The sequence below is a fragment of the Nonomuraea sp. NPDC059194 genome, assembly GCF_042754765.1.
Classification (GTDB): domain Bacteria; phylum Actinomycetota; class Actinomycetes; order Streptosporangiales; family Streptosporangiaceae; genus Nonomuraea.
This window is the reverse complement of sequence record NZ_JBHZBH010000051.1, coordinates 24,413-47,134: the sequence shown is the minus strand read 5'-3', so window position 1 is coordinate 47,134 and position 22,722 is coordinate 24,413. Positions and strand designations below refer to the sequence as shown.

Here is a 22,722-nt window from a genome sequence, read left to right as displayed (position 1 = left end):
TACTTGCCCGAAAGCCACCCCTATCGGGCCACTCGGGCACGAATGCCGAGCAGCACGTCGATGACCAGGAATGCGGCCAGTGAGATGCCCATCAGGGGCAGGAACCAGCCGACCGCCACGACGACCAGGGCCAGCGGAGCCAGGATCGCCCAGTGCAGCTTGCGCCAGCCGCCGCGCGGGTACGGCTTGCCGAAGCCGCGGGTCGGGCGGCGCTGCCACCACATGCGGTAACCCAGCACGATGAGAGTGATCACGCCGGCGGCCAGGAGCATCAGCAGGATCTGGTTGGCCAGGCCGAACAGCAGGCCCATGTGGCCGTCGATGCCCCACCGGGTGAGCTTGGCGGCCAGCGGGAAGTCGGCGAAGCGCAGTTCGGCGGTCACCTGGCTGGTGGTAGCGTCCACGGCGACCTGGTCCAGCCGCTGCGGGACGCTCTTGTCGATCTCCTTGACCAGGTAGGGGGCGCCTGCCTTGCCAGGCCAGACGATCTCCAGCGGGCCCGACAGACCCTTACCGGCTGCGGCCTGGACGATGCGATCCACGTCGGCGGATCCGTGCTGGTGACCGCTACTTGCGCTGTGGTGGTCGCCCGAGGAAGCGGAGATCGTCGGAGTGGTCCAGCCAAGTGCGGTACGTAGCTGGTCGACGTTGTCCCCGGCGTATTTCGACCAGGTCAGTCCGGTGGCGGACAGGAAGAGCAGACCGAGCACCGCCCACAGGCCGATCGACCCATGCCAGGACAGGCCGCGGCGGGGTCCGGAAACGGAGCGGTCCGGGGCGATGAGGGTGCGCAGGCGGCGGTTGCGGCGGCGCCTGGTGATCCACAGGACCAGGCCGCCGAGGGCGACGATCCACAGCCAGCTGGCCGCCAGCTCGCTGTAGATCCGTCCCGGCTCGCCGAGGTGGAGGTGGCGGTGCAGGCCGGAGATCCAGGCGCGTACCGGAAGGGCGCCGGAGCTGCCGTAGCTTTCGAGCGTGCCGCGGATCTGGGTGGTGTACGGGTCGACGAAGACCGCCAGCTGGGTGCTTTCCGGCAGGCCGGGCACGTTCATCAGGACCCGGGTGGTGGCGTCGGATTCGGCTGCGAGCCGTACTGCCGTGATCTTGCCGTCCGGGCGGGCCGCCTGGGCGGCGGCGACCTGCTGGGCGAGCGGCAGGCGGGTCTGGCCGACCGGGGCGGTCAGTTCGTGCCGGTAGACGATCTTCTCGATCTGGAAGGAGGCGGCGTAGAGCAGGCCGGTGGTGGCGGCGATGAGGAGGAAGGGGGCGATCAGGATCCCGGCATAGAAGTGCAGGCGCAGGATCAGCGGCTTGAGGGCGGTCCAGGTGGATGGTCGGGCGGTTGACTGCTCGGCGTCGGCGGCTGGGCGCGCGTCGGTAGACGTCATGGGTGATCTCCGTTCACGGGGACGCGCACATCGACAGGTACGCGCCACCTCGGGTGGGGGTTCAGCCACTCAGGCGTGGCGAAGGGACGGGCGCCTTGGAGGGCAGCCCGTTCAGAGAACGGAGACAGACAGCGGAGGACCGCGCCGGGAGACGCCGGCGGCGAGCAGGAAGCGCCTCAGCCGGTCGATGGCGTGAGCCACCAGCGGACGGCCGGGCATGCGGGGTTCGACCAGCGCAGCCGCGAGGACGATCAGCCCTGTCCAGAGCGAGGCGACGACCAGGTGCAACATGGTTGCCAGGGCGGATTCGCCCCGCTCCAGCCACCACGCCGACACGACCCCGACCAGGGCGTGGACCAACAGCATTCCCAGGCCGCTGCCGTGATCATGATCGAAAGAGGCGGGCAAGACAGGCTCCGCGCCGGCGGTGAACAGGTGGTGCATGCCGTACTGGGCGGCGAAGCAGGCTGGGAGCAGCACTTCCATGCCTCGCTGGCGGGCACCGAGAAGGTAGGAGCCGGCCCAGGTCAGGGCTGCTGCTCCGGCCAGGAAGTCCGGGCGGATCGCGGCACCACCGGCCAGGATGTGCAGCGCCGACGACACCAGCACGCAGGCCACGGCGAACACCGTGGCGCGCAAAGCGCGCAGAAGAGGCCGACCGACATGCACCTGCACATGGTGCCATGCCCGCGGCCTTGGTCAAGACGGCTGGTCGATGGTTCGTCCGGGGATTGGCGGCACTGCGCGGTACCGGTCGGGTGGGGTGCCGGGCGCGGGGCTCAACCCAGGCCCAGCAGGCGCGAGAGTCTGCTGGCGGGGTCGGCGGTGAGCTCGGCGAAGGTGCCTTCGGCGACGACCTGGCCTGCGTCGAGCACGACGATGTGGTCGGCACGCCGGATGGTGGACAGCCGGTGGGCGACGATCAGTGTGGCGCGGTCCTTGGCCGCGGCCGACAGGGTCTCGGCCAGGCGGGCTTCGTTGTCGGGGTCGAGATTGGCGACGGCCTCGTCGAGGATGAGCATGGGTGCGTTGACGGCGAGTGCCCTGGCGATGGCGACCCTGGCGCGCTGGCCGCCCGAGAGGGTGACGCCGCGCTCGCCGACCGGCGTGTCAGGGTCCATCACGAGCTGGGCGGTGGCCAGGGCCGGGACCACGTCGGCGTGCGGGGCGCCGAGCCGGACGTTGTCCTCGACGCTGCCCGCGAACAGGTGCACGTCCTGAGGGACCACGGTGACGTGCGCAGGCACGTCACCGACCTGGTTCAGGGGGACGCCGCCGAGCAGGATGCGGCCCTCGTCGGGGTCCCAGTAGCGCAGCAGGAGGGAGACACAGGTGGACTTGCCCGCGCCGGAGGCGCCGACGAGCGCCACGGTCTGGCCGTACCGGACGGTGAACGACACGCCGCGCAGCACCTCGGGGCCCTCGGGGGTGTAGCGGAAGTGCACGTTGTCGAAGACGACCGCGGGGGCGGGCGACGGGGTGGCGGGGTTGGCCGGTTCGCTCACGTTGGCAGGCGCGGTGACGAGGGTGTGCACGCGTTCTGCCGCTGCGCGCAGCGTGCCGTACTCCTTCAGCAGCAGCGCCACCTGGGTGGCGGGGCCGAGCGAGCTGGCCGCGAGCACCATCGCCAGCGGGCCGTGGGCGAGACCGAGTTCGCCGGAGCGCACCAGGAGCGCCACGACCAGCAGCGTCCCCGCGGCGGCCACGGCGACGAGCAGGTCGGTCAGGGCCGCCTCCAGCCCTCCTCGCGCGGCGTTGGCGGCCTGGGCGCCGGCCAGTTCACGCGTCCGGGCGGCCAGCATCCGTCTGCGCCGGCCGAGCGCGCCGAAGGCGGTCAGCTCTCGCAGGCCCTGCACGGTGTCGACGACGTCGGAGGTGAGCCGGGCGGTGGAGGCGCGAAGCTCGTCGCCGTGCCGCCGGGACAGGCGGCGCGACCACAGCGGCAGGGTCACCACAGCCAGCGCGACGGGCAGGGAGACCATCAGCAGCCACGGGTTCAGGATGGCCGCGACCGTCGTGCCCGCGGCCAGCACCACCCCGGCGGTCAGCAACTGGGCGAGGGTGTGGGCGAAGAGCCATTCCAGGGTCTCCACATCCGACAGCACCGCGGCCGACAGATCGCCGCTGCGCCGTCCGAGCAGCCGGGCCGGGGCGATCCTGGCGATGGCGTCGTAGATCCGGCCGCGTAGCCCGGCCAGGACGAGGTAGGCCAGGTCGTGGGCGACGTACATCTCCCACCAGGTGGCCAGGGTGACAATGACCACCAGGCCGCTCAGGGCGACGGCGAAGGGGGTCGGCGAGATCGGCTCGCCGGCGATCACGCGGCCCAGCAGCCAGGCGGCGGTCGCGGCGGCGGCCAGGGTGGCGACCTGGCCGATCAGGTTGGCGGCGAGGGTCGCGGTGAAGGCGCGCCGGTGTCCGGCGACGGCTCCGGCGAGCCAGCGCATCGGCGAGTGGGACGGGGTCACGCGGTCACATCCTCGGCGGCGAGCAGTCGGTGGTAATGGCCGGCGGCGGCGTGCAGCGCGGCGTGGTCGCCGCTCTCGGCCACCGCGCCCTCGTTCAGGACGACGATCCGGTCGGCGTCCCGCACGGTGGACAGCCGGTGGGCGATCAGCAGGCACGTGCGGCCCCGGCGCAGCCGGGCCAGGGCCTCCTCCCCCTGGACGTCCACGTGGGAGGTGGCCTCATCCAGCAGCAGGATGGGCGCGTCGGCGAGCAGGGCGCGGGCGATGGCCAGGCGCTGGCGCTGCCCGCCCGACAGGGTGGCGCCACGCTCGCCCACCTGCGTGCCGTACCTCTGGGGCAGCGTGGCGATGAAGCGGTGCGCGCCGGCCGCGCGGGCGGCGCTGACGAGTTCGTCGTCGGAGGCGTCGGGCTTGGCCAGCCTCAGGTTGTCGGCGACGGTGCCATGGAAGAGGTAGGTGTCCTGGGCGACGACGGCGATGCCGGCGCGCAGCGCGTCAAGGCTCAGCTCGCGCAGGTCGAGACCGTTGATCGTGATGGTTCCCCGGTCGGGGTCGAAGTGGCGCTGCAGCAGGGCGGCTAGCGTGCTCTTGCCCGCTCCCGAGGGGCCGATCAGCGCGACGGTCTGGCCGCGCCCGACGGTGAAGGAGACCTCGCGGACGGCGGGCCGCCGCGCTCCGGGGTAGGTGAAGGTGACGGCGTCGAAGACGATCTCCGGCTCCGGCCCGATGGCGGACTTCGTGCCGGTGTCGCGCACCGGCAGCGGGGCCGACAGCAGCTCCTCCAGGCCGTCTACGGCGGTGATGCCGAGGTAGCCGGCGTGCCAGTACTCCGACAGGTTCCGCACCGGGCGGAAGCACTCGACCGTGATCAGCAGGACCGCGAAGACGCCCCAGGCGTCACCGGGCCTGGCTGCGACCAGCACCGCCGCGGCGGTCCCCGCCTGGATGAGGAACGCGCTCACTCCCGTCTCCACCAGGGAGACCTTGAGCTGCCGCATCGTCGTGACGTACAGGTGGCGGGCGCGGTCGGCGAGCCTGGCGCCCAGCCGGTGGACGGCGCCGAACGCGCGCAGCGTGGCCATGCCCTGAGTCGCTTCGAGGTAGTCGGCGGCCAGGTCGGCGAAGGCGGTCCAGCGGGCCCGTCCTCTGCGCAGCAGGGTGGCGTCCCAGAACCTGGGGATCACCAGCACTCCGGCCACGGCCACGGCGAGTACGGCAGCGGCAGCGGCGTTGACCGTGAACAGCCAGCCGACCAGCGCCACCGGCACGCAGAAGGTGACGACGATCTGCGGCAGATAGCGGCTGAAGTAGGCGTCCAGGCCCTCGACGCCGTCGACCAGAGTGGTCTGCACGCGTCCGGTGCGCGCGCCGGTGAGGTAAGCGGGGCCGAGTCGCCCGAGCCTGTCGACCAGTCGGTCGCGCAACCTGGCTCTGATGAGCGCCCCTGCCCAGACGGTGACGCACTCGCGAGCCCACAGGAGCACGGCCCGCACGGCGATCACCGCGAACGCCCAGCCGAGCAGGGTCACGGTGTCGTCGTGGCGGCCTTCGGCCAGCGCGGCCAGGGCGGCCGCCAGCAGCAGCGCCTGCCCGACGTAGGCGGCCGAGACAGCCAGGCCCAGGCTCACGCAGGCGGCCACGGGAGCCTGCACACTGCCGGAGAGCTGGAGCAGCCGTCGATGAACGATCATGCGTAGGTGTCCTCGCCGGTCGGGGTGGCGGTGGCCGGGCCGACGACCGCGCCGTGCACCACCAGGGATGTTCCGGGTCGCCGTCCCAGGGCCGCGCCCAGGTCCGCCTGACCCCAGCTGCCGATCGCCCGGGCACGCAGACCTCGGGCCTGCGCGCCGAGAAGCGCTCGGTGTACGGCAAGCCCGGCGCGCACGTGCTCTTGCCGGTAGTCGTCCAAGGGGGCGGCGTACAGCAGCACCGCCGCCGCGTCGGCGACGAAACCCTGGCCGGCGGCCCACGCGGCCAGGACCGGCCGGGCATCGCCCGAGGCGACGGGCCCCTGGGCATCGCGCAGCCCTTCGGCGGTGGCCGCCAGCAGCGGTGTGCCCGCCAGCAACGCGTCGAGGTCGGCGGAGCGCAGGCTGCCGGTGAACGGAGGATCTGCGCTCCTGCGGTCGCGGAGCACGTCATCGGTGAAGCGGGGCAGGCCGGTCCGAAACCAGGTCGGTTCCGGCGACCCGGAGCCGAGCTCGATCAAGGCGTCGGTGACGAGATCGCCGCTTTCGGCGATCGGCCGGGGCCGGTCCCCGCCCAGCTCCCAGGCGGGTGGCCCGGCAGCCGGCTCTGCGAGGTGGAGGGCTACGAGCGAGTGAGGTCGTCCGGTGAGCGCCGAGAGGGGCCCGGTGTCGGCGTCCCCTTGGATCCAGCACTCCAGATCCACGACGGCCGCCGCCGCGGCGAGCGCCCCGACCGCGTGACCGAGATCCAGCAGCAGGCTGGGCAGGCTGCGGGAGCCGTACTTCCACCGGGTGCGCTCGGGCGCGAGCGACAGCACCACGAGGACGCCGTCCGGGCCTGGCCGGTCGGGCCGGTCGGGCTGCCGGATGAGGCGGTGCCGGATCGGGTCGTACAGGTGGCCGATCCCGCCGGCGAAGACGTGCGCGTCGACGGGGTAGAGCGCCCCCGCGGAGGGCACCCGTCGCGGCCGGGTCCAGCCAGGCACGGCCGCCAGCGACAGGTCGAGCAGCGCGCCCACCTTCCGGTCGAGCGGCCATGCCGGGCTGAGGCGCTCGGCGCGGCGCAGGGGCGTGGCCGGGCCGTCCACGCGCGCGATGGGCTGGGATCCTGGCGCGGGCAGGTAGCCGTCGTACGGGCCGCGGGCGGCGGCGTCGGCCAGCCGTACGGCAGGCGAGATCATGGGGCTCCTCACAGGTGCGGCGGCGGGGCGAGGGTGATGTGGGCGGCCACGTCGTGCCGGTCGGCGGTGTGCTTCCATCGGTCCGAGCCGAGGTAGGGGTAGGCGGCGGGAGTGTTGGGCAGCAGCCCGCTGACAGCCACCCTGGCCACCCGCAGCGGGGTCTCGGCGATGTCTCGGGTGGTGAGGTCGACGGTGACGACACTGTGACCACGGCGGGTCAGCTCGGCCACGAGGTCGCCTCCCGGCTCGATCGAGGTCACCTCGACCGGGTCTGGGCCCGGCAGGCGGAAACGGCCCAGCAACGGGTGCAGCCGCTCATCCAGCCAGATCTGGGCCTGGGCGGCCAGGTCCCGCACGGCCGAGTAGTCCTCGCCCGCGGCGTCGAGGTAGCGGCGGTCGGCGCGCCACGGCAGGTAGGAGTGCTTGGACAGCACGCCGCGGCGCATCGCGTCGAAGGCCGGGCCGTCTTCGTCCAGCAGGCCCCGGGAGGCGATCCACACCTGCACCGCCTCCTGAGCGGCCTTCAGGCAGGCCTGGGCGGGATCGCTGCGGCAGGCGAACCCGGCGGCGGCGATGCGGCGCGCCGGATCGTAGGCCAGGGCGGCCACCACCGGCGTGCCGAACTCGCAGGGCACCTGGACGAGGTGCAGGTCGAGTTCGGCGCCTGCCCAGGCCCTGGCCAGGCCGGGCACGGAGGCCACGTCGATGGCCCGGCCGGGCAGGTCCAGCCCCCACCACAGGGTGACGGCGTCGCGCTCGATCACCTCCAGCAGCGCCCGCTGGGAGGCGTCGTCGAGGCCGGTCCCGCACGCCACGCCGGCGTAGTTGAGGTGGTGGTGGCGCGGCTCGTGCTTCCTGTGCCCCTGGTGCCAGTTCAGGTAGGTCCACGAGCCGGGCACCAGCACGGGCTTGCCGTCATCCCCCACTCCTTCGGCCCACAGGATCGGCTCGTCGGGGGCCCAGGGCCGGTACGGGAAGCCGGGACGGTCGTACTGTCCGGGTGAGAAACCCGGCAGGTCGTCCGGTCCGAGGTGGGGCGTGCCGAGCTGAGCGAGTTCGGCGGCCGACGCCTTCGGCAGAGCGCCGGGGATGTTGTTGCCGCAGTAGCGCTCGACAGCCTCACCGATGGCGGCCAGCCTGGCGGGCTCCTCCTCGCCGAATGAGGTGCCCGCGGCGATCAGGTCGGCGAGCCAGACGCCGAGGCGGCGGGTGTCGGCGACTTCGGCGATGAGGCACCGGTAGCTGTCGGGCATCCCGTCGAGGTGCGGGTAGGGGATGATGCGCCTGATCACTCCGCAGACGGGATCGACGAGCCGGTTCATGGGATCTCCAGAGTCAGCCGTACCTCGTCCACCTCGCGGGGCGAGCGGGACAGCACGGTGGCGGTCAGCGGGTCGTCGTCGGTGTGCGGGTGGCGCACGTGCAGCGGGAAGTGATGTCCGGCGATCTCCACCCGCAGCCGGGAGCCCGCCGGCAGGCAGTGGGAGAGCGTGGGAAGCGTCACGTCGCTGTCCTCGCCGATGGCGTGGCCGAGCTGGATCATGCTTCCGTCTGGCCGTTCCTCAGTGAGGCGGACCGCCCAGTGGCCCGGCCCGCGCCGGTCGCCGTGGAAACGCACGCGTGGGCGGCCGACCGCGGTCAGCGGCTCGGCGAGTGGTTCGCCGCGCGCCACCACCGCGTCGGTCCTGCTCGCCAGCTCCGCCACGTCGACCGGCCCCATACGGGAGGGGAACGGGTCGGCCGGATCGGCGACGAAAGCGCCCGAGCCCTCAAGCGGCAGTTCGATCGTGCCCGCGCCGAACGCCGGAGCCCACTGTTCGGTCGACTCGACCGCGACGCGGGCGCGGCTCGGCGGCTCCCCCGCGAGCAGCGCGGAGATCCAGCCGGTGACGACGGCGGCGACCGGCCGGCGGTGCCGGAGGGGCAGATCGCCGTTGCGCTCGCGGTGCACCAGCCCCAGGTCGTGCTGCCAGGGACCGGCGACGAGCTCGGCGGGTCCGGTCCAGCCGCGCCACAGATCGATGGCCGCGTCGAGGAAGGGATCGTAGAGCCCGGCCAGGCACAGCAGCGGCACGTCGCCCGGCGGCCTGCCGGTGTGCGGCGCGCGCCAAGCGCCGGCGAAGCCGGGCAGGTGCAGGCCGAGCCGTTCGGGCAGGGTGGTCACCGGCAGGTGCGCCAAGGCGGCGGGGTCCGCGGCCAGCCGCAGGTCGAGCAGACCCGCCCGGTCGGTACGGCAGTCGGCGTAGGTGCTCCACCACCAGGCGTGCGAGTAGAGCCTGGGCGCCCCGCCGCGCTCACGCGTGGTCTCGGCCAACCCCAGCGCGGGGACAGCGGCGATCACGCCGTCGACCGCGCCCGCCGTCTCCAGGGCGCAGAAGGCGGCGTAGGAGGAACCGTAGGCGATCACCCGGCCGTCGCACCAGGGCTGCTCCCGCACCCAGCCGGCCAGCGCCGCGCCGTCGACGTCCTCGCCGGTGTACGGGCGCCAGTGGCCCGGCGACTCGTGACGTCCGCGGACGTCCTGCACGACGACGGCGATGCCCCGGCGGGCCCAGCCGTGCGCCTCTGCCAGATGGCGGGCCTTGCCGTACGGCGTGCGAATGACCATCACGGGATGCCGCGCCGTCCCGCTTGGCCGAACGACGTCGCAGGCCAGCCCGTCGGGGGTGACCAGCCCGCCCCGCATGACGGTCATGAGCGCTCCGCGCGGGCGGGCACGGGGGGCAGCGGCAGGATCTGGTGATCGGAGACGGTCTGCGACAGCAGGTCGACCAGGCGCAGAGTACGGGTGAGGCCCCCGCCGTGGGAACACCTCACCAGCTCGGCGGCGAGCAGCGCGGCGACGAGGTGGGCTTCGACGACGCCGAGCGCGGGCTCGGCGTGCAGCGGCTCGTCCGCCCAGTAGGCGGCCAGATGTTCGGGGCTCTCCGAGGCGGCCATCCGCCGCCCGCGCACGTCGGCGTGGTCCACATCGTCGGCGTTCATGGCGACGGGTTCGAGCACGGCGCAGGCGCCCTCCACCGAGCAGCGCTGCCACGCCACTCCCGCCGAGATCAGCGCCGCGCCGGTCTCGCACCAGTCCGCGAGAGGCAGCCCGTCGCAGCACCAGCTCACGGCGGCGGGCAGCCGGGCATCGGCTGCGGCCAGCCGGGCGCTGAGTTCGGCGGCCGTGACGGGCTCGGCCGGCAGCCCCGCCCGGGGCAGCAGCTCGACGAGCGCCGTGGCGATCAGCCCGGTGCCGACCACTGCCACCGGCCAGGGCGCGGCGCTCTCCCCTGCGGCGAACAGCCCTTGCCGCTCGAACGCCGCGATCGCGTGCGGCGGTAGATCGCCGAGTTCGGAGCCCACGTCCACCTGCATGTCGAAGAACTGTCCCGAGGCCGTGCGCAACACCGGCCTGTCCGCCAGCCGGAAGATCCCGACGCCTGGCGCAAGTCGCCGCCTCCGCTGTGGTTGCCGCTCGTCCCTGTCCGGCACGGCCAATGCCTTCCTGTCATGTCATGTCTCTTCATCGGCGCGAGTGCCGCGCGGCGAAGGGCCGCGCGGCACCGGTGCTGTTACTCCTCGTCGAACAGGTCGGCCACCAGCGCGTGGTTGCACGTCGGGTGTGCGGCCGCCGCCGGGGCCACCGTCACCGCCGGCGAGAACACCGGCAGGTCATCGTGGGTCATCTCCATGAGTCACCTCCTCAGGGGGTTGCGGGCAAGCCAGGAGCCCGAAGCCCCACAAAGACACGAGATGGGGAAATTTCGGGTTTGTCCTTGGCGTGCCGCCAGCGTAGATGGTAATGATTTTCATGTCCATATGAGAAATGATTTTCATACCGGAGGTTCGATGCGCCGCAGAGCGCTTTTCGCCGGAGGTACCGCGGCACTCGCCCTGGGCCTGCTCGTCACCCCCACCACGGCGGCTGCCGAGCCCGCCCCGGACCCTACGGCCGACGCTGCGACCCAAGCCGTCGGCGCCCGGTCACGGCTCGTCGTCGCCGACGCGGCGGCCGGGAGCGTGCACGTCTACGCCATCCCCTCGCACCGGCGGCTGGTCACCCTGACCGGCCGTACGTTCGCTGATCACGCGGGGCTGCTGCCGCTGCGGGACGGGCGCGTGCTCTTCGTCGACGAGGCCAACCGTGAGCTGGTGGCGCTCCAGGTCAGCGGTACCCCGCGCGTGGTCGGCACCGCGCCGCTGCCCGAGGGCGAGGTCACCCACCTGGCCGCCGACGACAGCGGCCACCACGCGGTCGTCGCCGCGGCCGGGGAACACGACCACGAGGAGGCCGGCGCGCAGGAAGAGGAGGAAGGTCATGGCACCCTTACCGTCGTTGACCTGCGCACCTACCGGCCTTCCACGGTCGAGATCCACACCGGGCACCCCGGCGTGGTCATCAGCGGAGACACCGTGGTGCACCGCAACGACGCCGACAACCGCTTCGAGACGTTCCCGATCACCGCGATCATCGCCGGAGCGGGCGGCCACCTGGAGCCGACAAGCACCTCGCCCATCGGCGCGCACGGTCACGGCGAGGGGCACACCGGCGGCCTGGTCCTGGGAGCGACGGACGCGGGCCTGGACGTCGCCCGCGTGGAGTCGGGGCGGCTCTCGCCGGTGCGGACCATCGCCTGGCCCGCGACGGGCCGCGCGTACTACGTGCGGGTCAGCGCCGACGGCCGCCGCCTGGCCACCTACTCCTCCGACGAGTCCAGCGCGGACTGGCCGACGTGGCGTCACGAGGCCTTCCTCGTCAACCCCGTCACCGGGCGCTCCACGACGGCGCCGCTCGGCAACGGTTTCCTGTTCAGACATGGCCTGTCGGACCGCTTCGCCGGGTACGCCCTCCAGCAGCCCGACCGCGACCAGGTCTCCTTCGTGAACGTGCGCCCGGGCTCGGCCGGCTACGGCACGGTCGCCTCCACGGTCACCCTGCCGAAGCTGCCCGGCGGCCCGGTACCGGGAACTTCTCCGTGGGGCACCCAGCTGCGCCGGATCGCTCTGGAACCCACCGGCGCCCTGGCGTACGTCACCGGCGGCGGCACTGGAAAGATCTCCGTCATCTCTCCCGATCTGGGCAGGGTGGTGGACACCATCACCACGCCCACCAGCCTGGACGGCGGCGGCGCGGTCACCGTCGTCACCCCCGGCCGCGACAGCGTCGACAAGGTCGGCCGATGATCCGCAAGCTCGCCGCGCTCACCGTGGTGGCAGGGGTGGCGCTGCTCGCCGGATGCGGGCAGACCACGACCCCCGTGGCAGACTCCAAGCCGAATCCGTCCGCGCCCGGCGCGGCGACCTCTGCTGCTCCCTCCGCCGTTCCAGCAGCCTCGCCCGTCGCCGCCTCGCTCAGCGTCACCGACCCGGCAGGCAAGCGGCTGACCCTCAAGAAGGCACCCGAGCGGATCGTCTGCCTGACCGGCCTGTGCGATGACATGCTGGTCGAGCTCGGGCTGGTGCCCGCCGCGACGACCACGCCCAAGCTGCTGTCCAGGCCCGATTATCTGGGCGAGGAAGGGGCCAAGGTGCCGGTGATCCCGGGCAGCTTCGGCGGCGAGGATGTGGCCAAGATCGCCCAGGCCAAGCCCGATCTCGTCATCGGCCTGGCCGGGGTCCACGACCAGCTCCGGGCAGCGGTGGAGAAGTTCGCCCCGCTGTGGGTCGTGGAGGTCGACGACTACGAGGATTCCATCACCTACCTGCGTGCCATGGCCGCTCTCACCGGGCGGGGCGCACAGCAGGCAGAAGCGGAGAACACGTTCAGGGCCAAGCTCGCCGCGGGCCGGGCCGACGCGCGAGCAAAGGGACTGACTGACATGCCGGTCCTGGCCATGTACGGCGGCAGCTCCGTGGGTGTCAACACCACCGACGACGTGCTGGGCGACTTCCTGTCACAGTTCTTCGGCTATCCCTGGCCGAGCAAGGGCGGCGGGTTCGAGACGGCGCAGGCCTACAGCATCGAGGAGATCCTGGCCAAGGCTCCCCAGGTGGTCTTCATCCAGTCGTTCGCCTTCGGGGGCGCCAAGCCGGTCAGCGAGACCTATCGCGACCACCCCGTGTGGAAGCGGATCCCCGCTGTCGCCTCAGGCAAGGTGTTCGAGGTGCGGCCGGAGCTGTGGGCCTCCGGCCGCGGCACCAGAGCGTTCGGCCTCATCCTCGACGAAGCCCTGGCCAAGGCGGCCGGGTGACTCGAGCACAGCACAGGGGGCGCGGCCCGGCCGCGCCCCCGCTCCTGTCCGTCCCGCCGGGCGCCGATCCGGGCGCCCGGCAGCTGCCTGCCGCGGTCGCGATCAGCATGCTCGCCCTCGTCCTGGCCGTGCTGGTGGCGGCCGGGTTGAGCCTTGGCACCCCCTTCGTCGCGCCGCACCGGCTGCCCGGTGTGTTCGGTGACCCCGCGTCGCTGGAGTACGTGGTGGTATGGGAACTGCGTGTGCCGAGACTGGTCATCGCGTTGCTCGGCGGTGCGGCCATAGGCACCGCGGGGCTCCTGCTGCAGGAGTCGCTGCGCAACCCGCTGGCCGTACCCGAGCTGATCGGAGTGTCCTCGGGGGCCGCGCTGGCCGTGGCCGTCTGCGTGGTGTGGGGGCTGCCGGTGCCGGGCGGACTGCACCCGCTGGTCGGGCTGGGCGGTGCGGCGATCGGCGGCGTGCTCACCCTGACCGCCGCCCGCACCGGCCGCAGCGCCCAGAGTGTCCTGCTGATCGGCGTCGCGGTCTCCACCGCGATCCAGGCGCTTCTGCTGTCGGTCATGGCCGCCGCCGACCGGCTCCAGTACGACCTGCTCTTCCGCTACCTGGTCGGCAGCCTGAGCGGCGTGTTGTGGGAGCAGGTCGGCCAGACGCTGCCCTGGTTCGCCGTCGCCCTGCCTTTCGTGCTGCTGTGCGTGCCGGCGCTGGGGCTGCTCAGGCTCGGGGACGAGGCCGCGGCAGCGCTCGGCAGCCGGGTCGCCGGAGCTCGGCTGGGCGTGCTGGCCGTCGCCGCCCTGCTGGTCGGCGCCGTCACCGGACCCTGCGGGCCGATCGCCTGGGTGGGTTTCGTCGCACCCCTGCTGGCCAGAAGGCTGCGCCCGCGCGGGGAGGCCAGGACGTGGCTGCCGTGGACGGCGGCGCTCGGCGCCGTGGTGACCGCGACCGCGGACCTGGCCGCCCGGCTGGCGCTCGCGCCGGTCGAGACGCCGCTCGGCGCCTGGACCGCCCTGGTCGGCGTGCTGGTCGGAGCCGTGCTGCTGCGAGGACGGCTCACATGAGTTCATCGACAAGAAGCATGCTGATATCGATGGCGGCACTCTCGACGCTGACCTTGGTCGCCGGCACTCACATCCTGTCCCCAGGCCTGTCCCTCCAGACGCTGGCGGGAGTCCTGGACGGGGTCCCCGACGGCCTGGACGAGCGCATCCTGTGGGAGCTCGGCCTGCCGCGCCTGTTGACGGCGCTGCTGGCCGGCGCGGGTCTCGGTGTGGCCGGCTTCCTGTTGCAGTCAGCGCTGCGCAATCCGCTGGCGGCACCGGAGTTCACCGGCGTCAACCCCGGAGCGGTCCTCGGCATCCTCGGCGGGATGGCTTTGGGGATCTTCCCCGCCGACTCGGTCTCCGGCGCGCTGGCCGCCGCTCTCGCGGGCGGAACGCTGGGCGGAGGCCTCAGCTGGATCCTCGCCGCGCGCCGCGGACCTGGCCAGGTGATCATCGCCGGGCTGCTCGGCTCGGCGCTGCTGGCCGGGCTCATCACCCTGCTGCTGGCCTACCAGCCCAGCCGGTTCGGCAACGCCCTGCGCTGGCTGATCGGCTCGGTGGAGGGCCGGGTCTGGGATCACCTCGCCTTCGCCTCCTGGTGGATTCTCGGCTGGATCGCCCTGGTCTGGCTCGGATCGGTCGCGCTGGGCGTGCTGGCCGGGGGCGATGAGCACGCCGCGGCGCTCGGGCTGCCGCCGCGCGCCGCCAGAGTGATGGCGCTGACCGCGGCGGTCGCGCTGGCCGCCGGAGCGGCCAGCCTGGCGGGCGCGCTGGCCTTTGTCGGCCTGCTGGTCCCGCACGTGGCGCGCTGGGCGGCCCGGGGACGTCCCCGCTGGGCAGTGCCATCCGCCGCCCTGACCGGGGCCATCGTGCTGACCGGCGCCGACGCCGCCGCCCAAGGCCTCACGCGGCTCGTGTCCGGAGGCGACCTCGCCCACCGTCTCGGCCTGCCGACAGGCGTGGTGACCGCTCTGGCGGGCGCCGCCATCCTGATCGCCGTGGCCCGGAAAGAGAGACAATCATGAGTATCGAGGTGCGCGACCTCACCTTCTCCTACGGCAGGCGGGACGTGCTGTCGGGAGTCGATCTGACCATCGGCTCCGGCGAGTTCGTCGCGTTCGTCGGCGTGAACGGCTGCGGCAAGTCCACCCTGCTCAAGCTCATGGCCGGGCTGCTGTCCCCGGACGCGGGGACGGTGCTGCTGGACGGGACGCCGCTCGCGTCGCTGTCACGGCGGGCCGTCGCGCGCCGCATGGCCGTGCTCCACCAGAGCCTGCCTCCCGTGCCCGGACTGACCGTCAGGCAACTGGTGCTGCAGGGCCGCTACCCGAGCCGCGGGCCGCTCGGCATGCTGTGGGCGCCGGATCGTGACCAGCGCACGGAGGAGGCTCTCGAGCTGGCCGGTGTCGCCCACCTGGCCGACCGGCTGCTGGACACGCTGTCGGGAGGCGAACGGCAACGCACCCGGCTCGCGCTGGCCGTCGCCCAGGAGACGGACGTCCTCCTGCTTGACGAGCCGACAGCCCATCTGGACGTCCGCCACCAGTTGGAGGTCCTCACCCTCGTCCGGGAACTACGGGCCGCCAAGGGGCTGACCGTCGTAGCGGTGCTGCACCAACTGGATCACGCCGCCAGATTCGCCGAGCGGATCGTGGCCCTGCGCGACGGTGGCGTGCACGCCGACGGCCCGCCCGCCCGAGTGGTGACGCCCGACCTCCTCGCCCAGGTGTTCGCCGTCGCCGGCCGGGTCGTGCCCGACGAGGTACACGGCACGCCCCGCTGCCTGATCGACCACCCCCTGCGTAGCCCGACCGTCGCCGAGCACCACTTCACTTGATCGGCTTCGTCCATCGGCCGCCCAGGGGTCGTCCCAGCGCGCCCGGCCCTACTTCCGGTGACCCATACGAAAGGGACACAGCATGGATACCTTGAAGATCGCCGATGTCTTCGACCGCGCGGCCGCCGACTTCGTCCGCCTGGCACCCCACCCGTGGAACCCGATCGGTCAGGCTTGCGTGGACCTCGCAGGCATACAGCCGGGTGACCGGGTGCTGGACGCGTGCTGCGGCGCGGGCGGCTCGGTGCCACCACGTTGGTGGGGACACGAGTGACCGCGACTCGAAGCTCCGGGCCAGAGCCAGCCCATTCCATTCGACACCTGGGAGGTACCTCCTCATGACATCGGACACAGCGCGACCCCTCGACCCGCAGGTCGCCAGCGCGTGGCTACGGCGGTGGGACGCGCAGCAGGAGAGATATGTCGCCGATCGGGAAAGACGGTTCGACGTGATCTGTGACACCCTCTGCCACGCTCTGGCCGGTTGTGACCGGCCACTCGTGCTGGACCTGGGCTGCGGCCCCGGCTCACTCACGGCGAGGGTGTGTCGGCGGTTGCCCTCAGCGCGCGCCATGGGAGTCGATAACGACCCGCTCCTGCTCGCACTGGCCAGAAGCGTCTACGGGCATACCGCTCAGTTCGCCGAGGCGGATCTGCGCCGTCCGGGCTGGTCGGCGCTGACCGGCCTCAACAGCGCGGTGGACGCTGCCATCTCGTCAACAGCCTTGCACTATCTGCCGGCTGAGACTCTCGCCGACCTCTACCTGGAACTGGCCGACGTGATACGACCCGGCGGCCTCTTCATCAACGCCGACAACCTCTACGACGAGCAGCCGATGATCGCCGGCATCGCTGCTGCCCTGCGTCGCAGCCGAGTCGCCAGCGGGGAGGACTGGGCTGCCTGGTGGCAGGCGGCTACGCGGGATCGAGAACTGGCTGGCCTCGTCGCCGAGCGGGAACGGAGTGGCGCAGGCGACGGCGACCACCGCGTGTCGGCCGCCGTCCATGAGCAACTCCTTCGCCGTGCCGGCTTCGACCAGGTTGGGACAGTCTGGCAGGCCGGAGACGACGTAGTCCTCGTAGCCGTGCGCCGGCAGACTGTGAAGCATTGAGATCTGCCGTGTCTCCTCGTGCATCCCCAGCGCAGATGATCTTTAAATCTCTGGTCTTCGAGAATCCTCCATCGCCAAGCTGCTGGGTGTCTCGGTCGGCACCCTCTACAACCACATCCCCGACCTGCAGGAACTTCGCTCAGCACGACAGACCCCCCTCCCATAGGGCTCCTGACTTGGGAAATGCTGTTCGTTGGTGGGTCGGGCCGGGACGCGGCGCGGACCTTGCGATCAGCCCGTTTCCCCAGCCCGCCCGCCGAACGCCGCCGAAGAAGTCGAGTAGCCCAGGCGTGCCCCTCCAACAGCTAAAATGGAAGTTCGTGCCGCTCCAGGACCGGTTGAAAGCCGGGTCATCAAGGGGCAGCGGCGCGGCGGGTGCCGCTGCTATCCGGAGAAGCGGCCTTAGCCTGCCTGTGGCCACAATGCCCTGGTCAGGAGACGCTGGTGAATCGACGTCGTTTTCTCACGCTCGCCTCGCTCGCCGGGCTGACCGCCTGCAGCGCCCGGCAGACTGTCACCACCGCACCCCCCACCGGCGCCGCCAGGCCCACTCCCATCAGCCCCGCCCCCACCGGCTTCCCTCAGGCGGTGAATGTGCCGCCGATCCTGCAGCCTGCGCGTGATGCCGCCGGGGTGCGGCACTTCGAGCTGATCGCTCAGACAGGCCGCACGCAGATCGTGCCCGGCACCCAAACGCCGACCTGGGGTTACAACGGGAGCTTCCTCGGCCCGACGTTGCGGGCCGCGCGGGGCGACACGATCGCGATGACCGTCCGCAATCAGCTGCCGGAAACCACCACCGTGCACTGGCACGGCATGGCCCTGCCCGCGGCCGCCGACGGCGGCCCGCACCAGCCCATCGCAGCAGGCGCGACCTGGAGCCCGCAGTGGACGATCATCCAGCCGGCCACCACGAACTGGTACCACCCGCACCCCCACGGGCAGACCGCCACGCACGTGTATCGCGGCCTGGCCGGGCTGTTCATCATCGACGACGAGGCAGAACCCGAGCTTCCGTCCAACTACGGTGTGGATGACGTCCCGCTGATCATCCAGGACAAGTTCTTCGCCGAGGACGGCTCCTTCAGCGGCGACCCGCACGGCGGCGACGACGGCATTCTGGGCGACACGATCCTGGTCAACGGCACCTACCGGCCGCACCTGCGGGTCACCAGCGAACGGGTGCGCCTGCGCATCCTGAACGGCTCCAACGCCCGCGTCTACCACCTGGGCTTCGCCGACAATCGCACCTTCCAGGTCATCGGCACCGACTCCGGCCTGCTGGCCGCCCCGGTGGAGGTCGAGCGGGTCACCATCAGTCCCGCCGAACGTCTGCAGATCGTGGTGCCGTTGACCGCCGGCGAGCAGGTGCTGCTGCGCACCACCGAGGGCGAGGATGATCTCGGCGAGGACGATTTCGACATCCTCCTGCTCGTCGCCGCCGCCCAGCTCAAGCCCTCCCCGCCCGTACCGGGCAGGCTGGCCGGCCTGCAGCCGGTCCGAGTGCCGGGCAACGCGGTAGTGCGCCGCTTCGACCTCGACGACCGCCGGCTGATCAACGGGCTGGCCATGGACCCGACCCGGATCGACCTGGTCATCCCGGCCAGCGCCACCGAGATCTGGGAGATCACCAACTCCGACGCCGACCACAACTTCCATATCCACGAGGTGGCCTTCCAAATCCTCGACATCAACGGCCGGCCCCCACCGGCCTACCTGGCCGGCCGCAAGGACACCGTCTACCTGCCCGAAGACTCCATAGCCCGCCTCGCCGTCCCGTTCGGCACCTTCACCGACCCCGCCTCGCCATACATGTACCACTGCCACATCCTGCGCCATGAAGACGACGGCATGATGGGCCAGTTCGTCATCGTCCAGCCCGGCACCGAAACCCGCACCCCCCGCACCCTCCCGCCCATACACACTGGCCACGGCGGGTAGGGCACGTCGCCCCCTGGAGAAGCGGCGGCTCTGCTCACGAGGGAATGGCCGTCTCCGGGCGTCCGGGCGGCTGTGCGCCTGCCGATGATTTCATCCGCCCAGGTCATGGCCTTGTTGGGCTTCGCCTAGGCTGCGCGAGCTCCGGCCGCCAGGGAGTGAAACGCGTGCGGCATGATGATCAGTAGTGCTCCTTCGCCTGGCCTACCTGACCGTCACGAACGCCTTCGCCGCGCTGCGGTTGCCGCATGAGTGATCGGGCCAAGGACATCCAGATTCTCGCCCTGCGTCACCAGATCACGTCCTTGAACGGCGCCTCGGCCCCGATACCAGGGTGAGATTCGCCCCAGAGGACCGAGCCTTCTCGCCGCACTGCTGACATCGCTGCTCGCGTGGTCCTTCGGCAGCTGCGGCTTCTCGTCCGGGCGAGCAGAAGATCAAATAGTTAGCTGGGGCGTCTACAAACGGGACTTTTCGCTCGGATGCTCGTCATTTCTTATTAGGCGTCGGCGGCGCAGCGGAAGCCGGTGTTGCCAGTGGTGGAGTCGGGGGTGTTGGCGGTGCGGGCGGCGACGCGGTAGCGGTTGCAGTAGGAGTCGTGGCAGAGGTACGAGCCGCCGCGCATGGCACGGGTGTCGCCGGTGTCGGTGAACGCGTCGGCGCACCATTCCCAGACGTTGCCGACGGTGTTGTAGAGGCCGAAGGCGTTGGGACGGTAGGAGTCGACGGCGACAGTCCCAGGGCGTGTGTCGTGGTGGTCGGGGAAGCGGCCTCGCCAGATGTTGCAGCGGTCCTGGCCGCGTGGCCGCAGTTCGTTGCCCCACGGGTAGGTGGCCTGGTCGAGGCCGCCGCGTGCGGCGTACTCCCATTCGGCCTCGGTGGGCAGGCGTTTGCCGGCCCAGGTGGCGTAGGCGGCAGCGTCGTTCCAGGAGACGTGGACGACGGGGTGCTTCTGGCGGTTCTGGATGTCGCTGCCGGGGCCTTCGGGGTGCTTCCAGGTCGCGCCCTCGATGGCGCGCCACCACGGTGTCCCCGGCGGGGACGGCGCCACGCGCGCCACGTCCTGGGGGAGCAGGCCCTTGAAGACATACGACCAGCCGTAACGTTCGGCTTCGGTCCGGTAGTCGGTCTCCCGGATGAACCGGGCGAAATGGGCGTTGGTGACGGTGTGCGGGTCGATCCGGAACGGTTCGACCTGGACGTCGCGGACGGGGCCTTCGCCGTCGAAGGGATTGGCGTTCGCGTCCTCGTTGCCCATCCGGAAGACGCCGCCCGGCAGCAGGATCATGCCGTTGAGGCGCGGCGAAGTCCGCGGGGCGACGGTGGACGGCGGCAGCGGGCCGGCCGGGGCGGCGGCGGGAGTCTCGGCGCGCGAGGCGGCGCAGCAGGCAGGGGTGTCAGGTGAGGTCATGGCTTCCGGTGAGGTGTGCGGGGACGGGACGGCCCGTCCCCGCACACCGGTTCAGGAGACGGTCAGGGTCAGCGGCGCTTCCACGGGCGCCTGGCCGGGTGGCCGGAGGATGAGAGTGGCGGTGCGGGTCCCGGGTGTGTCGAACGTCCGGTTCGACACGGCGGTGAACGTGTCGTTGCCGCGCATGCCCGGGATGTCGGCGGCGCGTGCGGTGTTGAGGGTGACGTTCTCCGTGACGCCGTCGTTCCAGGTGATGGTGCCGGTGAGCGTGCCGGCCGCGGGGGCGGTGACGGTCCAGGTCGCGCCGGCGGGCGAGCCCGCGTGGACGGTCCTGTCGGCGCCGAGTGCGGCGGTCCGCCAGGGGACGTCGGCGGTCGGGAAGAAGTTGACGCCCTGGAGCGTCAGCCGCCCGCCGACGGCGGCGAGCCGGCCCGTGAAGTCGATGTAGTCACGCTGGGACTGCGGCGTCCAGCCGACTTCGGCGGTGGCGATGAGCCGGGGGTAGCTGTAGTACTCCGCCTGCGGGAGGCGCCGAATGAACTCGCCCCACAGCGCCGACTCCACGCCGAGGACGTCGCTTTCGGAGATCCCGGCGACGTAGGTTCCGGGGTTCCAGCCGTAGTGCCGGTCGAGGCCGCACGGCCCGCCGCAGGCCCAGGTGCCGCCCTGCGGCTGCCGCGAGTCCTGCTTCTGCGGGACGTAGGTGTTGGCGGCCGGGGAAAGGATCACCTTGGCGCCCTTGGAGTTGACGGCATCGGCGACGGTGGCCGTGTTGCCGTTCCAGTATTGGATGACCGCATTGTCCTTGGGTAGCGCGGTGCGGGCGGTCTCGTTCCAGCCGACGACGGTCTTGCCGAGCGCGTTCACCTGTCCGGTGAAGGCGTCGACCATGGTGGTGTAGTCGGCGCCGCTGGTGCTGTGCGACTCGTCCCCGCCGATGTGCAGGTACGGGCCGGGCGTCATCGCCGCGATCTGGGTGAGGACCTGCTTGGTGAACTCGTAGGTGGCCGGGTTCGCGGCGTCGAACGAGGAGTACCCGACATTCGGGGTGCCGTTGGCGGGGACGGTGGTCTCGCCCGGCTTCAGCGCGGGCTTGGACCCTGCGCTGTTCAGCTGCGGGATCGCGTGAAGCGCGGCGTTGGTGTGGCCGGGCATGTCGATCTCTGGGACGACGGTCATGCCGTTCGCCCCGGCGTACCGGACGATCTCGGCGTAGTCGGCCGTGGTGTAGTAGCCGGTGACACCGAGTTCGGTGCCCATCTGCTGCCCGCTGGAGTTGTAGGTCATCGCGGTGCCGCCGGACACCGAGGTGAGCCGCGGGTAGTCGATTCCCGAGGGGTTGTCGGCCGGCGTGTCGATCGCGATCCGCCAGCCCTGGTCATCGGTCAGATGCAGGTGCAGCCGGTTGATCTTGAACTGGGCGGCCGTGTCGATGTACTTCTTGACCTCGTCCACCGGGTAGAAGCTGCGCGCGACGTCGAGCATCATGCCGCGGTGGGCGAACCGCGGGTAGTCGGTGATCCGGACCTGCGGGACCGTCCAGGCGGTGCGGACCTTCGCCCGCGACTCCACCCACTGTGGGAACAGCTGCCGGAGGGTCTGCACCCCGTTGAGTGCGCCGTCGGCGGTGGACGCCTCGATGGTGATCTTCGACGGGTTCGCGGTGAGCTCGTAGCCCTCCGGTCGGCCGGACGGGCCGAGGCCCGAGCCGACCTTCACGATGATCGGCTTGGGTCCGGTCCGGGCGGACACGACCGGCAGCCGGTAGCCGGTGGACGGCCGGAGCACCTTCGCGAGGTAGGCGGCGGGCGCCTCGGCTCCGTCGCCGACCGCGGCGATGACGGTGGATGGGGCGAGCCGGTAGCCGCGGCCGCCGGATTCGGTGACGGAGACCGGCTTCGGCACCAGGCCGAGCGACCGTACGGCGGGACGGTCCCAGATCTGGAACTCCGAGATCGAGTAGCCGTAGGACGACCAGCGCTGATAGCCCTGCATTCGCACGTACCGCGCCGTCGCCCCGACATCGATCGTGTCGGTGCGAGGGCAGGTGTCGCGCTGCAGCCGGGTGACGGTCTTCCAGGTGACGCCGTCCGCGGACGTCTGCAACGCGAAGTCGCGGGCGCAGGCGTTCGGCCAGACGAGGGTGACGTGGTCGATCTTCGAGTCGGCGGCGAGTTCGATCTGCACCCAGTTGTCGTCGGCGTACTTCGACGACCAGCGGGTGCCGATGTCGCCGTCGTTGACCCCGGAGGCCGCGAACGAGTCGCGGTCGAGCTCGACGCTGGACGCGGACGCGACGCCCGACCGGGCCATGTTGACGGGTGCGGCGGACGGCGCGGCGTGCACCGGAGCGGCGCCGAGCGGGGAGAGGACGGCGGTGGTGAGGACGGCCGCGATGGCGGCCGCGGTTCTGCGACGGCGGGACGAGGGAGTGCGGCGATGGGGCATGGGGGTGAGCCTCCTCGGCGGTGGCCCGGCCGACG

Annotated in this window: 18 protein-coding genes; 8 read left to right on the top strand and 10 right to left on the bottom strand. The window is 71.8% G+C overall.

Annotated elements, in window-relative coordinates:
• Positions 1-20 precede the first annotated feature (20 nt).
• The 8 genes from ACFXJ8_RS38820 to ACFXJ8_RS38785 form a co-directional block, all read right to left on the bottom strand.
• Positions 21-1,388 (bottom strand): PepSY-associated TM helix domain-containing protein, encoded by a 1,368-nt coding sequence (locus ACFXJ8_RS38820; protein ID WP_379649753.1) that lies wholly within the window; start codon positions 1,386-1,388, stop codon positions 21-23.
• A gap of 111 nt (positions 1,389-1,499) precedes the next feature.
• On the bottom strand, positions 1,500-2,006 hold the full coding sequence (locus ACFXJ8_RS38815) for a hypothetical protein (protein WP_379649751.1): 507 nt from the start codon (positions 2,004-2,006) through the stop codon (positions 1,500-1,502).
• Positions 2,007-2,167: 161 nt separating this feature from the next.
• Entirely contained in the window at positions 2,168-3,856 is a 1,689-nt protein-coding gene (locus ACFXJ8_RS38810) for an ABC transporter ATP-binding protein (protein ID WP_379649749.1), read from the bottom strand.
• Positions 3,853-5,547 (bottom strand): ABC transporter ATP-binding protein/permease, encoded by a 1,695-nt coding sequence (locus ACFXJ8_RS38805; RefSeq protein ID WP_379649747.1) that lies wholly within the window; start codon positions 5,545-5,547, stop codon positions 3,853-3,855. The genes ACFXJ8_RS38810 and ACFXJ8_RS38805 overlap by 4 nt, the downstream gene beginning before the upstream one ends.
• Positions 5,544-6,725: a hypothetical protein gene (locus tag ACFXJ8_RS38800; protein ID WP_379649745.1), complete on the bottom strand. Its 1,182-nt coding sequence runs from the start codon at positions 6,723-6,725 to the stop codon at positions 5,544-5,546. The genes ACFXJ8_RS38805 and ACFXJ8_RS38800 overlap by 4 nt, the downstream gene beginning before the upstream one ends.
• An 8-nt stretch (positions 6,726-6,733) precedes the next feature.
• Positions 6,734-8,047: a YcaO-like family protein gene (locus ACFXJ8_RS38795; protein WP_379649744.1), complete on the bottom strand. Its 1,314-nt coding sequence runs from the start codon at positions 8,045-8,047 to the stop codon at positions 6,734-6,736.
• Positions 8,044-9,420: a CocE/NonD family hydrolase gene (locus ACFXJ8_RS38790; RefSeq protein ID WP_379649742.1), complete on the bottom strand. Its 1,377-nt coding sequence runs from the start codon at positions 9,418-9,420 to the stop codon at positions 8,044-8,046. Before ACFXJ8_RS38790 ends, ACFXJ8_RS38795 begins: the two co-directional genes overlap by 4 nt.
• On the bottom strand, positions 9,417-10,202 hold the full coding sequence (locus ACFXJ8_RS38785; protein WP_379649740.1) for a hypothetical protein: 786 nt from the start codon (positions 10,200-10,202) through the stop codon (positions 9,417-9,419). Before ACFXJ8_RS38785 ends, ACFXJ8_RS38790 begins: the two co-directional genes overlap by 4 nt.
• A 357-nt stretch (positions 10,203-10,559) precedes the next feature.
• On the opposite strand from ACFXJ8_RS38785, the gene ACFXJ8_RS38780 reads away from it, so the two are divergent.
• The 8 genes from ACFXJ8_RS38780 (at position 10,560) to ACFXJ8_RS38745 (ending at position 18,831) form a co-directional block, all read left to right on the top strand.
• The gene (locus ACFXJ8_RS38780) at positions 10,560-11,894 is read left to right on the top strand and encodes a hypothetical protein (RefSeq protein WP_379649738.1); all 1,335 of its coding nucleotides are present in this window, start codon (positions 10,560-10,562) and stop codon (positions 11,892-11,894) included.
• A complete protein-coding gene (locus tag ACFXJ8_RS38775) occupies positions 11,891-12,901 on the top strand; it encodes an ABC transporter substrate-binding protein (RefSeq protein ID WP_379649736.1) in 1,011 nt (336 codons plus the stop codon). The genes ACFXJ8_RS38780 and ACFXJ8_RS38775 overlap by 4 nt, the downstream gene beginning before the upstream one ends.
• Complete coding sequence (locus ACFXJ8_RS38770; RefSeq protein WP_379649734.1) at positions 12,898-13,959, top strand: FecCD family ABC transporter permease; 1,062 nt, start codon at positions 12,898-12,900, stop codon at positions 13,957-13,959. The genes ACFXJ8_RS38775 and ACFXJ8_RS38770 overlap by 4 nt, the downstream gene beginning before the upstream one ends.
• Positions 13,960-13,988: 29 nt before the next feature.
• A complete protein-coding gene (locus ACFXJ8_RS38765) occupies positions 13,989-14,966 on the top strand; it encodes a FecCD family ABC transporter permease (RefSeq protein WP_379649732.1) in 978 nt (325 codons plus the stop codon).
• A complete protein-coding gene (locus ACFXJ8_RS38760; RefSeq protein WP_379649730.1) occupies positions 14,963-15,778 on the top strand; it encodes an ABC transporter ATP-binding protein in 816 nt (271 codons plus the stop codon). The genes ACFXJ8_RS38765 and ACFXJ8_RS38760 overlap by 4 nt, the downstream gene beginning before the upstream one ends.
• Positions 15,779-15,860: 82 nt before the next feature.
• Positions 15,861-16,052, top strand: a complete 192-nt coding sequence (locus ACFXJ8_RS38755; protein ID WP_379649728.1) for a hypothetical protein — start codon at positions 15,861-15,863, stop codon at positions 16,050-16,052.
• A 64-nt stretch (positions 16,053-16,116) separates the two neighbouring features.
• Positions 16,117-16,890 (top strand): class I SAM-dependent methyltransferase, encoded by a 774-nt coding sequence (locus tag ACFXJ8_RS38750; RefSeq protein WP_379649726.1) that lies wholly within the window; start codon positions 16,117-16,119, stop codon positions 16,888-16,890.
• A gap of 444 nt (positions 16,891-17,334) precedes the next feature.
• Positions 17,335-18,831 (top strand): multicopper oxidase family protein, encoded by a 1,497-nt coding sequence (locus tag ACFXJ8_RS38745; protein WP_379649725.1) that lies wholly within the window; start codon positions 17,335-17,337, stop codon positions 18,829-18,831.
• A gap of 496 nt (positions 18,832-19,327) precedes the next feature.
• Here the strand turns inward: ACFXJ8_RS38745 and ACFXJ8_RS38740 are convergent, their stop codons facing one another.
• Both ACFXJ8_RS38740 and ACFXJ8_RS38735 read right to left on the bottom strand, forming a co-directional pair.
• Positions 19,328-20,239: a formylglycine-generating enzyme family protein gene (locus ACFXJ8_RS38740; protein WP_379649723.1), complete on the bottom strand. Its 912-nt coding sequence runs from the start codon at positions 20,237-20,239 to the stop codon at positions 19,328-19,330.
• Between the two features lie 51 nt (positions 20,240-20,290).
• Entirely contained in the window at positions 20,291-22,687 is a 2,397-nt protein-coding gene (locus ACFXJ8_RS38735; protein ID WP_379649721.1) for a family 20 glycosylhydrolase, read from the bottom strand.
• Positions 22,688-22,722: the final 35 nt, after the last annotated feature.

Excerpts from the sequence above, each read along its gene's own strand:
- ACFXJ8_RS38775 (WP_379649736.1), top strand. The coding sequence starts at position 11,891 with ATGATCCGCAAGCTCGCCGCGCTCACCGTGGTGGCAGGGGTGGCGCTG.
- ACFXJ8_RS38765 (WP_379649732.1), top strand. The coding sequence starts at position 13,989 with ATGGCGGCACTCTCGACGCTGACCTTGGTCGCCGGCACTCACATCCTG.
- ACFXJ8_RS38760 (WP_379649730.1), top strand. The coding sequence starts at position 14,963 with ATGAGTATCGAGGTGCGCGACCTCACCTTCTCCTACGGCAGGCGGGAC.
- ACFXJ8_RS38735 (WP_379649721.1), bottom strand. The coding sequence starts at position 22,687 with ATGCCCCATCGCCGCACTCCCTCGTCCCGCCGTCGCAGAACCGCGGCC.
- ACFXJ8_RS38805 (WP_379649747.1), bottom strand. The coding sequence starts at position 5,547 with ATGATCGTTCATCGACGGCTGCTCCAGCTCTCCGGCAGTGTGCAGGCT.
- ACFXJ8_RS38820 (WP_379649753.1), bottom strand. The coding sequence starts at position 1,388 with ATGACGTCTACCGACGCGCGCCCAGCCGCCGACGCCGAGCAGTCAACC.
- ACFXJ8_RS38800 (WP_379649745.1), bottom strand. The coding sequence starts at position 6,725 with ATGATCTCGCCTGCCGTACGGCTGGCCGACGCCGCCGCCCGCGGCCCG.
- ACFXJ8_RS38740 (WP_379649723.1), bottom strand. The coding sequence starts at position 20,239 with ATGACCTCACCTGACACCCCTGCCTGCTGCGCCGCCTCGCGCGCCGAG.
- ACFXJ8_RS38795 (WP_379649744.1), bottom strand. The coding sequence starts at position 8,047 with ATGAACCGGCTCGTCGATCCCGTCTGCGGAGTGATCAGGCGCATCATC.
- ACFXJ8_RS38790 (WP_379649742.1), bottom strand. The coding sequence starts at position 9,420 with ATGACCGTCATGCGGGGCGGGCTGGTCACCCCCGACGGGCTGGCCTGC.
- ACFXJ8_RS38780 (WP_379649738.1), top strand. The coding sequence starts at position 10,560 with ATGCGCCGCAGAGCGCTTTTCGCCGGAGGTACCGCGGCACTCGCCCTG.
- ACFXJ8_RS38755 (WP_379649728.1), top strand. The coding sequence starts at position 15,861 with ATGGATACCTTGAAGATCGCCGATGTCTTCGACCGCGCGGCCGCCGAC.
- ACFXJ8_RS38750 (WP_379649726.1), top strand. The coding sequence starts at position 16,117 with ATGACATCGGACACAGCGCGACCCCTCGACCCGCAGGTCGCCAGCGCG.